Consider the following 12,763-nt stretch of genomic DNA (forward strand, 5'->3'; position numbering starts at 1 on the left):
GGTCGTAGGAACTGTTACGGCCGCTCTGTTGGATCGATGTAGAGTAGTCGGTCCGCCTCAATTTTCCCCATCAAATCCTCTAAGGCTAACTGTAGCGCAGCAGCGATGGGGGCACGGTCGGAAGCGGTCACCCACCGTACCGATGATCCCACCGCAGTCTGTTCGACGAGATATGATTTCATGGGCTTGGCGGCCTTGCTCATCTCGGCTTGCAATGAAATCCGATAATGATAGAGATTTTGCCGAGACGATAGAGACAGCTTCGTGGCGATGACAAGCGTGAGGTCGGCCGGGTCTGATGAGACCGACGTGAACGTGGCTCGTTGCTGAAGAAATCCAAAAATCGCCTGACTGACATCGCGATTCGGCCATTCCAGCATCGTAATGCCTGGTCTATGATCTGCGCCCTCCGTTGAAATCGGTTTAACGAGAGCCTGAAGGCTTCGAGGGATGGTGGTGGACGAAGGGGTGGCCTGCAGAGGTGCCACATGAATTCGGTGAACGCATCCCGCACATGTCATACAGACGGGCAGCAGGAGGATAAGGCACTTGGTCAGTAACGCCATAGTCAGTAAAGGAATGGCAGACAGTCTTCCTTCATATCAGGGTGCTGATCTGCCGGATTAGCGAATTGAGCTCGGAGAGGAGCCTGACACGATCTCCAAGTCTTTCAATGCTCGAGCGGCCTGTTCCCGGTAGGAGCGTTCTGTCGGGTCGGTGTAGGTGTCGACCACACGCTGATACGATGCACGGGCTTTTTCCGGTTGCTGCTTGATCGCAAAGTATTGCCCTAAGGCAATCCAGTTTTGGGCAGCCGTTTCTCGAGCCGTTTTCATCAGAGCGAACTCCCGCTCAACCTGTGTCGTTCCATGCACCTGGCTCCGCTTCCTGACGGTTTCCGCCATCTGATCCGCCATGACTTCGATCTGTTCATTCTCGTGAACCGCTGCGCCCACTCGGTTGGCTTTGAGGTGACTGTAGAAGTCTTCGACGTGACCCTTGATGACGTCTGCTCGCCGCTGATACGAGTCTTGCGCGCAACCGGACAAGATGAGGACGAACAGGGCGATGAGACCGGCCGTGTGTGGCAAGAAGTAGCGATCGGAATGCTTCATGGGTCCTCGTGAATGGAAGCCCTGGATCATTTAGCCGATCGAGTCTAACATACGCCCATCCATGCGAACACTAACCCAATCGGTGGGGGATTCTCGAAAGGCGCTGTGGTGAAAGTTGAGGGAGCGAGCAAGCCCCTTGAACCTCTAGCAAGGGCTGAGCTATCTTAGTGCCCGGTTTCCATAGACTAGAATTCTGCGGGCATAGGGATGGGGCTTCGAATAAGGAGGAGAACGACATGGGAAAAAGCTTAAAGGGGACAAAGAGTCACGACAATCTCAAACATGCGTTTGCAGGGGAATCACAGGCCAACCGCCGGTATCTCTATTTTGCCCGGCGTGCGGACATTGAGGGCTATCCGGACGTCGGCGGGCTGTTTCGAGACACCTCGGAGGCTGAAACCGGCCACGCCTTCGGACACCTGGATTTCTTGAAAGAGGTCGGAGACCCGGCGACAGGCGTGCCGATGGGCAACACGGACGCGAACCTCAAGTCCGCCATCGAGGGCGAAACGTACGAATACACGCAAATGTATCCGGGAATGTCCAAGACCGCACGGGAGGAAGGGTTTCCTGAATTGGCCGAATGGTTTGAAACCCTGGCGAAGGCCGAACGGTCCCACGCCAATCGGTTTCAGAAGGGACTGGATACTCTGAAGGCCTAACAGCCTGCGTATGTGCTCACCTTCAGCGGTCAGTTTTCGGCGACGTGGCGTGAATTCGTCGGCGAAAGCTGGCCGCTGATCGTTTTTGGAGAAGCGAATCATGAAAGGTCTCAGTCTCATCGCACCGGTCGATCCCAAGCAATTGGAGAAGGAAACGCTACGAATCTACGAGGTCTGTGACGGGTGCCGGCGCTGCTTCAATCTCTGTCCATCCTTCAACACCTTGCTGGATCGAATTGACGTGTACGAAGGTGATGTGGCCAAGCTGACTCCAGCCGATCATCATCAAGTTGTCGACGAGTGCTATTACTGCAAACTCTGTTTCAACCATTGCCCCTATACTCCGCCACATCACTACCAAATCGATTTCCCGCACCTGATGGTCGCGTGGAAGAAGCGTCTCGCCGCAGAACGCGGTGTCCGGTGGCGGGACCGCCTGTTGATCATGACGGATACTATTGGACGACTGGGCAGCGTGACGGCTTCCATCACGAATGCGTTGTTGGGCAACCGACTGGTGCGCCGTATTCTTGAACAGGTGGTAGGAATTCATCAAGACCGCCGTCTGTTGCACTTCTCTCGCGAAACGTTTCCCCGCTGGTTCGACCGTCGAACGAAGACGGCAGCGGCTGATCCCCCCACCCGCAAGGTCGCGTTGTTTTCCAGTTGCCTCGTGAATTATCAGGCGACCGATGTCGGCAAGGCGACGGTGCAGGTGCTGGAAAAGAACGGCATCCACGTCGTGGTGCCGGAGCAACGCTGTTGCGGGATGCCGAGTTTTGATATCGGTGATACCCAGGCCATTCAAGAAGCTGCTCGAAGCAATGTCGCGTCATTGTACCCATGGGTCCTCAAGGGGTACGATGTAGTCGTCCCGACCGCCAGTTGCAGTTTGATGCTGAAGCGAGAATATCCGGAGCTTCATCGCGATGAGCAGACCAAACAGGTGGCCGAGCGAACCTTCGACGTCTGCGAGTATTTGATGGCGATGAAAAAAGCCGGCCATTTGGCGACCGATTTCACCAAGAAGCCGGGACGCGTCGCGTATCAGATCCCCTGTCACCTCAGGGATCAAAATATCGGGTTTAAGTCCAAGGAACTGATGGAATGTGCGGGCGCTCAAGTCGAGCTGATCGAACAGTGTTCGGGACACGACGGGGCCTGGTCCGTCAAAACGGAGTTTTTCCCCTTGTCGATGAAGATCGCCGGCAAGGCCGTGCGGGCGATCGAGCAAACACCGGCCAACCTCGTCGCGTCGGACTGCCCATTGGCGGGGTTACAGTTGGAACAGGCCGGCGCGTCGGCCAATGCGGGGGAAAAAACCGTCCTGCATCCGATTCAGATCGTCCGTGACGCGTATGGGCTATCCTCACAACAGTGAGGGGCTTGGGGAAATACAGTGATTCACGTTTGTCGAAGGGTAGGTTAGGGGGTCAACAGTGAAAACGATCACATTCGGCGATGTCATCCCGCACGAAGAGTATGAACGGCAGCGAGAAGCTTTTCGCGCGAACATCATCGAATTGAAGCGGCGGCGCCGACTCTCGATCGGCCCGTTGATCACCGTCGTCTTCGAGAATCGTGAGACGCTGCAATTTCAGATTCAAGAAATGATCCGAACCGAGCGCATTGTCGACCCACTCAAAGTGCAAGATGAGCTGGATGTATACAACGCCTTGCTGCCGCATCCGAACGAACTGAGCGCGACCCTCTTGATCGAAATCACCGACGAAGCCACGATAAAAGAAAAGCTCGATCAATTCATGGGACTGGATCACGGAGAGAAAGTGGCGATCACTGCCGGCGGGGAAGAAGCCTTCGGAGAATTCGAAGGTGGCCGAAGCCATGAGACGAAAATCAGCGCGGTTCATTTCGTCAGGTTTCACCCGACTGCCTCGATGAGAGCGGCCTTTGCGGATCTCACTCGGCCGGTGACGATTCGAGTGAACCATGGCGGGTACCATCAGGAGGTTCCCGTACCGGGCAGCATGAGGGAAGAGTGGCTCGCCGATTTACGCGCCTAACTCGGCATCCGGGACTCACTGGAGCACTATGCCGTCTGTTCTGTTGAACAAGCGCATCGAATTCGCCGCCGCGCACCGCTATCTCCGGACCGAATGGGATGAGGCGAAGAATCGTGCGGCGTTCGGGCGCTGCTACAATGCTCCTGCCCACGGACATAACTACCTGTTGGAAGTCACCGTCTCCGGCGAGATCGATCCGAAGACCGGCATGGTCGTCAATCTGTTCGATCTCAAGCGTGTGCTCCTTGCCGTAATCGAAGAATTTGATCACAAGAACCTGAATTTCGACATGCCGTACTTCACAGACCGCATCCCGACCTCAGAGAATTTCGCGCATGTGCTCTGGTCGAAATTGGCCTCCCAACGGGATATCGGCATGCTGCATACCCTTCGGCTCTGCGAGGATGAAGATCTGTATGCCGAGGTCACTGCGGCCGACGGCCCGGAGGTTGCCGCTGTCGCCAAGCGGTATTCGTTCAATGCGATCCAGGAGAGCCATCAAGGACGGGACTGGGACTTCTACGTGACGGTTCACGGGACGATCGATCCGGTGACGGGCATGGTGACCGACATCGGCGCGTTGGACCGGCTGGTGCAAGACACCGTCATCAAGTCATTCGATCGGGAGGATCTCCGCCGGGTGCTTGGATCTGAAACCGTGAGAGGAGAAACTCTCGCCAAGGCGATCTGGGACCGTCTCGCCGGGCGTGTCTCAGGTGGAACACTCCGCAACGTCCGACTCGTCCAAACCCGCGACCTCTCGTTCGACTACGCGGGTGGCTAAACGAGCTGCCACGCTGTTCAAATCTTCCTCCCAGGCCACTCGACACGGTTATTCCTGCTTTTGAATGCCGTTGTGTCTCATCATTGTTGCCTCCGATAATCGTGGGCGGCCATGTCCCTTCAATCTGATACCAGCGGTTGCGAGAAACGAAGGGCAACCCTCTCTAACTTCGTTGAGAGGTCGAAGCTGGTGCTGATCGTCGTTGACGCTGCTCTGGAGTTCGTTCATCCGGACATGCTACACAGAGACTCAAACTTGTGAGGAACGATGAGTGCGACGGGTTCGTTGTTTATCGGGATTGTAGGATCGCTGCTGTTTCTGATCAGCGTCTTTGCATTCAGTCAGAGGAATTGGAAAGGCGGCCTGGTGTGGCTGCTGGTCGGCGCGGGATTGATCGCGCTGTTGACCTATATGGACAAGCCATCGGCGAATTTGTTGCCGTAGGGGACGAGCACGGGTAGGCCGCTTCTGAACGCCTTCATGAGCCAGGATCGATCAGTGTTTCGGCGAATGCTTCTGTGAATGGCGCTCACCGTCTGTTCGTTCGGTGCCGCTCTTGGTTCCGCGCGGAGTAAAGCGGGCTGCGTAAGCCTCTTGTTCCGGTAACCTGAGGAAGACGATGATCCCGGTATCCGGGTTTATTGTGAATGCACCGTTCCCCTTCAGCGTGTTCTCACCCGAGGGCTCCAATTCCACCTGGATTTTGGCCTTCTCAAACCCCTGTTGGATGGTGGCCTTGGCTTTGGCTCCATCAGTGGGGATGGCCTTATCCGAATGATCCGTGACGTACAGCACCAGTTCTCCGTCCTCGGCGACCAACTCTAGATGATAAGGGCCTGCGCTAAGCGATTGCCCGCCGTGGAGGGACTTCACGGGGTCGGAGTGTTTCGCCGTGTGAGCTCCGACCGGTACTGAACCGAGCAGCGTTGCGCACAGAGCGAAGGTTCCCAGCAGATGTTTCATGATCGGTTCTCCCAGAAAGCGAGTTCCACGTCTATCGATAAGGCAGATGTTGATCGTCAATGCTTCGGCGCATGGTGGTGATGATGCTCGCCGTCGCCCTTTGACGTTCCCTCTTGGGATTTTTCGCTTGGGTCTGACTTGGGCTTCAGCGGCATAAAGCGGGCGGCATAGCCATCTTGATTCGGGAGTTTCATGAAGACGATGACCACGGTGGTCGGCGTGAGGGAAAAGGTGCCGGAACCCTTGAGCATATTGTTTCCCACGGGGTGGAGATGTACCTGTGTTCTCGTCGATCCCGTCTCAATGGTTGCTTTGGCCAGACCTCCATCTACGCTGATGGTATTGTCCGCGTGGTCGGTGACGTATACTGTGAGGTCTCCATCCTTGGCGACCAGTTCCATATGAAACGGCCCGGTCATACGCAATTGCCCGCCATGCGGGGCCTCGACGGATTCAAAAAATTCATCGGTATGGGCTCCGGCTCGGACCGAGAGCGTCAACATGGCGCCGAGGACCAGACATGCAACGGTGTGCTTCATGCTTCGCTCACCTCCTAACCTGCCAACCATTCAGCGCTTTCGGCGAAGTGGCAAGATCTCTTCCGGTTCAACTGCTCAGTGTGCATGGGCTCTACTTGAGCAGATAGTCTGAAACGAGTGCGGCGAGTTCGGCCTGCTCGACGACTCCTTCGCGCGCGAGCAGCAGTCTCCCATGAGCGAAGAAATGGGTGGTGGGATAGGTTTCGAATGTATGGGTTTTTTTGATCTCACGGCATCGGCCGGGCACGTGCATCTTTGCTTTGCCGACCTTCAGATCGGGAAACTTGGCGGCCACCTCTTCCAGGATTGGGTCATAGAGTTTGCATGGCTCACACGTCGCCAACCCGTACGCGACAATCGCCGCCGGCGCATGGGTGAATTCTGCATAATTGGCGTCACTGACGTCGAGGACGTTGCTCATGAGTCTAGGGGGTTCAAGCCCGTTCCAGCGGTGCCGAATCCAGAGCGCTAAGTGCTGAGCTTAAGAGAAGAATCTCTCAACTCAGCACCCAACGCTCAGCACCGATTTAGTTTAACTTGGAGAGCGCATCAAGGATTTCCTTGTCCTCGCGCGCAGTCTTGATCTCCTGCACTTTCACGTAGGCGACCTTGCCGTTCTTATCGACGATCACGGTCGCGCGCTTGGAACAGTTCAGCGGTTCGAAATAGAGACCATAGGACTTCGCCGTCGTCCGATGCACGTCAGACAGGAGGCGGTGCTTCAGGTCCAACGAGTCGGCCCAGGCTTTGTGGGAGAAAAAGCTGTCGCAGCTGACGCCGAACAACTCCGCGTTGGCGGACTGGAACTTGGGAAAGTCATCGGACAAACACTTGTTCTCTCCATGGCAGACAGGACTCCAATCCAGTGGGTAGAAACAGAGCACGACGTTCTTCTTGCCTTTGTAGTCGCTCAACTTCACGTCCTTCTGGTCTTGATCCTTCAGATTGAAGTCCGGTGCCGTATCGCCCGCCTTAATTTCCGGTGCCACGTCGCTCATCGCAAACCTCCTTAAGACTGTCTGTATGGGTGAGTTGGTGTACTGAGGTCTCGAATTGGAAGGACCCCACTATCTGTAGCCCTAAACTTTGTAACCTGTGGTTTAAAGTGATGTCAACGGTCCGAAAGGCCTACGTGCAGAGCTGAAACCGATAACGTGTTGAGCGATCAAAGGATTTATGAACTTTGAAGTTCGCGAAATCCCAGCATCCGTCCAGCTGGTGCGGCGGTCCGGTAATTCTTAATATGGATGGCACGACCAAGCAGAGGAAGGTCGAGCGCTGTTCCGACTTTGGGCGAATGGCCAACCCGCAGCAATTCACCGGCTGATTCGGACAAGATCTCCTTGGCGGTATTGTCGGACAGTCCCTTACTCGTGAATAGCTCAATCTCATCCAGCCCAAATTTGCTCAAGCCCAGGGAGTAAGACCATATCTGGTCTGGTCGCATCGTGTCGTCATGGACGATCGAACAGTGATCATCCAGGACAAAACTCGTGAGAGTCCGTTGTTGCCAGTCCGAGGGATTGACGTAGGCCTGCGTGATCACATCATGGGCAGTGCCCTGTGTCAGGAGAGTCAGGCAACGAGCCAGGCGTGCGGCCAGCAGGACGGTATCGGGCATGTCTCGGGGGGAGGCGAGCGAGGGTGCGACGGCACCCATGAGGTCGTGCTCCCAGGATAGTTGCTTCATAACTTCAGCGACATGGCTCTTCGGCAACGGCATGACGACATGAGCGGACCAGGGGCCATGTGTGGCCTGCCAGGATTCAGCCGAACCCTCCTCATGGCGGATGGTCAACGGCGCGCCATACTCCCGCTCATACAGCATCTTGAGCTCATCGGTCGCCGGTGCGGCGCCGCGATAGCCGATGAAGTACAACGGCGGCCGTTTGGCAGAAGGTTTAGGTGTCTTCTTACGAATTCTCATATCGAAGTCCGTATCGCGTCGTTCGTGAAACGCATCTTGCAAGCGAACAGCGCGTCATTTCCCGGATTTTTTCGCCTTGCGGCGATCATCCGGATTCAACAGGCGCTTTCGCAAGCGCAGGTTCTGCGGGGTCACTTCGACCAGCTCATCCGCTCCGATGTACTCTAAGGAGAACTCCAGCGTCATTTCGCGTGGCGGGGTGAGGACCAGGGCTTCGTCGGAGCCGGATGCTCGCATATTGCTCAGATGCTTCTCCTTGCACACATTCACATCGAGGTCTTCGTCACGGCTGTTTTGGCCCACGACCATTCCCCGGTAGACCTCTACTCCTGGTCCGATGAACATGGCACCGCGTTCCTGAGTCATGAAGATGGCATAGCCCGTACTGGATCCATCTTCGAAGGCGACCAGTGAGCCATGCGGTGCCACGATCAGATCCCTCTCTTCCGCCGGTTCATACGCCGCAAACACGTGGTGCATGATGACGGTCCCCCGGGTTTTTGCAAGCAGCACGTTCTTGAGCCCCATGATGCCCCGGGTCGGGATGTGGTATTCCAGATGCATTTCACTGGTGCCCACATCGGAATGAATGAGCCGCATGTGCCGCATTTCGCCTCGGCGTTTCCCGATCTCCTCGATCACCGTGCCCTGATAGGTTTCCGGCACTTGGATGGTCAGTTCTTCGTACGGTTCCATGACGGCCCCGCCCTCACGGTGGAGAATGACCTCCGGTTGCGACACTTGAAGCTCGTACCCCTCCCGTCGCATCTGTTCGATCAACACGGAGAGATGGAGTTCGCCTCGGCCGGCCACAAGAAAGCGATCGGCGCTGTCCGTCTCATTGACTCGGAGCGAGACGTTGGTCTCCAGTTCCTTGAAGAGTCGCTCACGCAAGTGGCGTGACGTCAGGAACTTGCCTTCACGTCCGGCGAAGGGACTGTTGTTAACCGAGAAGGTCATCTGAACCGTCGGCTCATCGATGGAGACGCGCGGGAGGGCGACCGGACGATCAGCATCCGCAATGGTATCGCCAATGCTCACGTCATCAAGCCCGGCGACCGCGACGATCTCTCCGGCGGCTGCCTGTTCGGTGTCGGCTCGTTCAAGGCCTGAATAGACCGCGAGATCGGATACTCTTCCGGGAATCTGAGCGCCGTTCTTGCCGAGGACCATGACATTCTGCCGGCGGGCAATGGAACCGGACTGGATCTTGCCGATGCCCATCTTCCCTTTGTAGGAATCTTGCACAAGGGCCAGCACAAGAATCTGGAGCGGGGCCTCGACGGTAATGGCTGGGGCAGGAATCTTCTCCAGCACCGTATCGAGGAGCGGTATGATATCGGTACCGGGCTTGTTGACATCGAGTGTGGCGATCCCTTTAATCGCCGACGTATAGACGATCGGAAAATCGAGTTGTTCGTCGGTGGCTCCCAGATGAACGAATAGGTCGAAGGTGCGGTTGACGACGTCGTCGATGACGGCGTCCGGCCGGTCAATTTTGTTGATGACCACGATGGCTTTGTGCCCAAGCGCCAAGGCTTTCCGCAACACGAAAGTCGTTTGCGGCATGGGGCCTTCTTTCGCATCGACTAAAATCAATACACCGTCCACCATCCGAAGCGTGCGTTCCACTTCACCGCCGAAATCGGCATGGCCCGGAGTATCGACAATATTGATTTTCACCCCGTTGTAGATGACGCTGGCATTTTTGGCCCGGATCGTGATCCCACGTTCCCGTTCCTGGTCCATTGAGTCCATGATGCGTTCGCCCATATCGTCGATCTTGCGATGGACGTGCGTTTGGCGGAGCACCGCATCGACCAGCGTCGTTTTGCCGTGATCCACGTGGGCGATAATGGCGATGTTACGGATATCGCTCCGGCGGTCATGAGGGGCGCGTAAGGTCGTCATGGTGAGGGTACTTCCGTAATGACAAAAAAAAGACGCCCCATGAGTGAGGCGTCGGCGGAAGTATACATGAGCACCGGCCATCTCACAAGCGATCATTCAGGTGACATTAGACGGCGGAAGCTTGAGTTTTGGGAAGACGCATTGTAAGGTTTTGGTAACCTCAGGTTCACGTCTACTGGACTCCATACCCGATGCCGGACGACGGTCGATTCGTAGAGAGAGCTTTGCAACGGCCACGCCCTCGGCGCCGGTGGCCGATTGTCTTGATCAGTTTGGTGGCCATCGTCATCGTCGGCGCGACATCGGTCGCGGGAGTCATTTGGCATTTTGCGCAAGATCTGCCTTCGCTCGACCTGCTCCAAAACTATCAACCCAGTCTGGTCACGACCGTCTACTCGGATGATCGCCGACCAATCGGCCAATTCTTCATCGAACGCCGCATTCTGACTCCTCTTCCTGAGATTCCCAAAGCGCTGACGCAAGCGGTGATCGCGACGGAAGACGCGCGGTTTTTCGAACATCCGGGGTTGGATGCGATCGGAATGCTGCGGGCGGCTTGGACGAACATTCGGCATGGCGGCAAGAAAGTCGAAGGCGCGAGCACGATCACCCAACAGTTGGCCCGTTCGCTGTTTCTTTCGTCCGAGCGGTCCTATGAACGCAAGATTCGCGAGCTGATTCTCGCCTACAAAATGGAGGTGGTCTCCGGCAAGGAACAGATTCTCGAAACCTACTTGAACCAGATCTACTTCGGACAGGGAGCCTACGGGGTAGCCTCGGCCGCTCAATCCTATTTCGGGAAAGACATCAGAACACTGACCCTGGCGGAATCCGCATTCTTGGCCGGACTGCCGAAGTCTCCCAGCCGGTTTTCCCCTTTCACCGCTTATGAGCTGGCGAAAAAGCGGCAAGAGCATGTTCTAAGCCGCATGGAAGAGGTCGGGTTTATTACTGCAGCTGAGCGGGAAACGGCCGCGCAAGAGAAATTGAATTTCCATCGACCTGGGAGCGAGCATCTTGCACCGTACTTCGTCGAATATGTTCGCCAATTGCTCGTCGCAAAGTACGGTGAGTCGATGGTGTACAAGGGCGGCCTCCAAATCTACACGACCTTGAATTTGGAGATGCAAAAGGCGGCGGAAACAGCGTTCTTGTCCGGGATTCGTGAGCTCGACAAACGTGAGGGGTGGCGAGGATCTCGACGAACCGTAGACTTGGCGACTTTTCAGCCTTCCCAGCAGGCGTCGTCGGATCAACCGCTGAAGTCCGGGAGTTTGGGCGAGGGAGTCGTCTTGAGGGTGGCAAAGGATCACTATGTGGTTCAGGTCGGGGCATTTACCGCGAAGCTGGCGTTCGACGACATGGCGTGGGCGAAGCGGATTCTTAAGGGACCAGATCCCACCGTCGACTTCGTCGTCAATCCGAATCTGAAGCAACTCCTGAAGCCGGGAGATGTCATAGAGATCGCGATCAAAAAAATCACGAAGGAGGGCATCCTCCTCACTCTGGAGCAGACACCCATTGTCGAAGGCGGCTTGATTGCGATCGATCCGAAAGTAGGCGCAATACGGGCGATGGTCGGAGGCTATGATTTCTCCCGCAGCGAGTACAATCGTGCAGTCCAGGCGCATCGGCAACCCGGATCGGCGTTTAAGCCGCTCATTTATGCCACGGCGATGAGCCAGGGGTTGAGTCCGGCGACCCAGATTCTTGACGCCCCGGTCGTGTATGAGCAGGAAGAGGACGACAAAATTTGGAAGCCTGAAAACTACGGGCGAAAGTTTCACGGCATGGTGAGTCTTCGGGATGCGTTGGCCCACTCGCACAACCTTGCGACCGTTCGGTTGTTGGACAAGGTCGGAGTGAAGAACGTGATCGAATTCTCGAGATCAGTCGGAGTGACAAGTCCGCTCCCTGCCGATCTGTCCCTAGGGCTTGGTTCATCTTCGGTCGGTTTGATGGAGTTGACCTCGGTCTATGGCGTATTTTTGAATCAGGGAAGTCGAGTGGAGCCTTTTGCCGTCAAATTAGTAAAAGATAATACCGGCAACACACTCGAGGTGGTCGAATCCGACCCCCATGAAGTCATTGCCAAAGAGACCGCCTACCTGATCACCAACATGATGGAAGATGTCGTGCAGAAGGGAACCGGGCAGGCCGCAAAAGTTCTGGATCGTCCGATCGCGGGGAAAACCGGCACGACGAACGACTACATCAATGCCTGGTTCATCGGCGGCACACCGAACTTGGTCACCGGTGTGTATGTCGGGTTCGACGACCGTCGTTCGCTCGGGGAAAGCGAAACGGGCGCTCGTTCGGCCTTGCCGATCTGGATCGCCTTCATGAAAGAAGCCCTCAAACAGCTTCCCGTTGTGCCGTTCGAAATCCCGGACGGTGTGACCTTTGTAAAGGTTGATTCCTCGACGGGACTTCTGGAGTCGGAACAGGAAGGAGAAGGTCAAAAAGGAACGGTGGAACTCTTTGCGAAAGGCAGTGAGCCCACCCAAGCGGCTCCACGTCGATTGGATCCCACGGATTTTTATAAACTTGATCAGATTCCAGAGGGACAACCGGCGGGAGAGGGCGGTTTCTAGCGTCTCAGGCTACGACTTCGAATCCTGATATTCCTCATGCCAGGCCATTTGAATCGCTTCTAAGATTTTCTCGTTCGACTTCTTCGGGTCGTCCTTAAATTCCGGCAGGGCCACAATCCAGGCGTGCATGTCCGTGAAGCGCACGGTCAGTGGGTCCGTCTCGGGATGTTCTTCCACCAGCCGTATGGCGATATCTTGTACGTCTTGCCACTTGAGATCCATGGTCTCCTCGTCTTTCGTCGTC

General features: G+C 56.0%; 15 protein-coding genes. 6 read left to right on the forward strand and 9 right to left on the reverse strand.

From position 1 onward, the window contains the following. Positions 1-14: 14 nt before the first annotated feature. A complete protein-coding gene (locus H8K03_13150) occupies positions 15-380 on the reverse strand; it encodes a hypothetical protein (protein UVT18765.1) in 366 nt (121 codons plus the stop codon). Between the two features lie 243 nt (positions 381-623). Further along, positions 624-1,115: a hypothetical protein gene (locus H8K03_13155; GenBank protein UVT18766.1), complete on the reverse strand. Its 492-nt coding sequence runs from the start codon at positions 1,113-1,115 to the stop codon at positions 624-626. Between the two features lie 236 nt (positions 1,116-1,351). Here H8K03_13155 and H8K03_13160 point away from each other — a divergent pair, with 236 nt between their 5' ends. The 5 genes from H8K03_13160 to H8K03_13180 all read left to right on the forward strand — a co-directional run bounded on the left by H8K03_13160 (position 1,352) and on the right by H8K03_13180 (position 5,029). Further along, positions 1,352-1,777, forward strand: a complete 426-nt coding sequence (locus tag H8K03_13160; GenBank protein UVT18767.1) for a rubrerythrin — start codon at positions 1,352-1,354, stop codon at positions 1,775-1,777. 100 nt (positions 1,778-1,877) lie between these two features. Then, positions 1,878-3,158, forward strand: coding sequence for a Fe-S oxidoreductase (locus tag H8K03_13165; GenBank protein ID UVT18768.1), 1,281 nt, complete (start codon positions 1,878-1,880; stop codon positions 3,156-3,158). 58 nt (positions 3,159-3,216) lie between these two features. Next, positions 3,217-3,801: a DUF3501 family protein gene (locus H8K03_13170; protein UVT18769.1), complete on the forward strand. Its 585-nt coding sequence runs from the start codon at positions 3,217-3,219 to the stop codon at positions 3,799-3,801. A 28-nt stretch (positions 3,802-3,829) separates the two neighbouring features. After that, positions 3,830-4,585, forward strand: coding sequence for a 6-carboxytetrahydropterin synthase (locus H8K03_13175; GenBank protein UVT18770.1), 756 nt, complete (start codon positions 3,830-3,832; stop codon positions 4,583-4,585). 267 nt (positions 4,586-4,852) lie between these two features. After that, positions 4,853-5,029: a hypothetical protein gene (locus H8K03_13180; protein ID UVT18771.1), complete on the forward strand. Its 177-nt coding sequence runs from the start codon at positions 4,853-4,855 to the stop codon at positions 5,027-5,029. Positions 5,030-5,080: 51 nt separating this feature from the next. Here H8K03_13180 and H8K03_13185 read toward each other — a convergent pair whose 3' ends face one another. From H8K03_13185 to typA, 6 genes are all read right to left on the reverse strand, one after another. Beyond that, the gene (locus H8K03_13185; GenBank protein UVT18772.1) at positions 5,081-5,548 is read right to left on the reverse strand and encodes a hypothetical protein; all 468 of its coding nucleotides are present in this window, start codon (positions 5,546-5,548) and stop codon (positions 5,081-5,083) included. A gap of 56 nt (positions 5,549-5,604) precedes the next feature. After that, positions 5,605-6,087, reverse strand: a complete 483-nt coding sequence (locus H8K03_13190) for a hypothetical protein (GenBank protein UVT18773.1) — start codon at positions 6,085-6,087, stop codon at positions 5,605-5,607. A 91-nt stretch (positions 6,088-6,178) separates the two neighbouring features. Beyond that, complete coding sequence (locus H8K03_13195; GenBank protein ID UVT18774.1) at positions 6,179-6,508, reverse strand: thioredoxin family protein; 330 nt, start codon at positions 6,506-6,508, stop codon at positions 6,179-6,181. Between the two features lie 106 nt (positions 6,509-6,614). Further along, on the reverse strand, positions 6,615-7,085 hold the full coding sequence (locus H8K03_13200; protein UVT18775.1) for a redoxin domain-containing protein: 471 nt from the start codon (positions 7,083-7,085) through the stop codon (positions 6,615-6,617). 176 nt (positions 7,086-7,261) lie between these two features. Next, a complete protein-coding gene (locus tag H8K03_13205) occupies positions 7,262-8,014 on the reverse strand; it encodes a hypothetical protein (protein UVT18776.1) in 753 nt (250 codons plus the stop codon). Positions 8,015-8,068: 54 nt separating this feature from the next. After that, positions 8,069-9,925: a translational GTPase TypA gene (typA, locus tag H8K03_13210; protein UVT18777.1), complete on the reverse strand. Its 1,857-nt coding sequence runs from the start codon at positions 9,923-9,925 to the stop codon at positions 8,069-8,071. Positions 9,926-10,116: 191 nt separating this feature from the next. Between typA and H8K03_13215 the strand changes: the two genes are divergently transcribed. After that, complete coding sequence (locus H8K03_13215; GenBank protein UVT18778.1) at positions 10,117-12,519, forward strand: PBP1A family penicillin-binding protein; 2,403 nt, start codon at positions 10,117-10,119, stop codon at positions 12,517-12,519. 9 nt (positions 12,520-12,528) lie between these two features. Here H8K03_13215 and iscX read toward each other — a convergent pair whose 3' ends face one another. After that, positions 12,529-12,741 (reverse strand): Fe-S cluster assembly protein IscX, encoded by a 213-nt coding sequence (gene iscX / locus H8K03_13220; protein ID UVT18779.1) that lies wholly within the window; start codon positions 12,739-12,741, stop codon positions 12,529-12,531. Between the last annotated feature and the right edge of the window lie 22 nt (positions 12,742-12,763).

Origin of the sequence: Nitrospira sp. (assembly GCA_024760545.1) — a bacterium.
Lineage (GTDB): Bacteria > Nitrospirota > Nitrospiria > Nitrospirales > Nitrospiraceae > Nitrospira_D.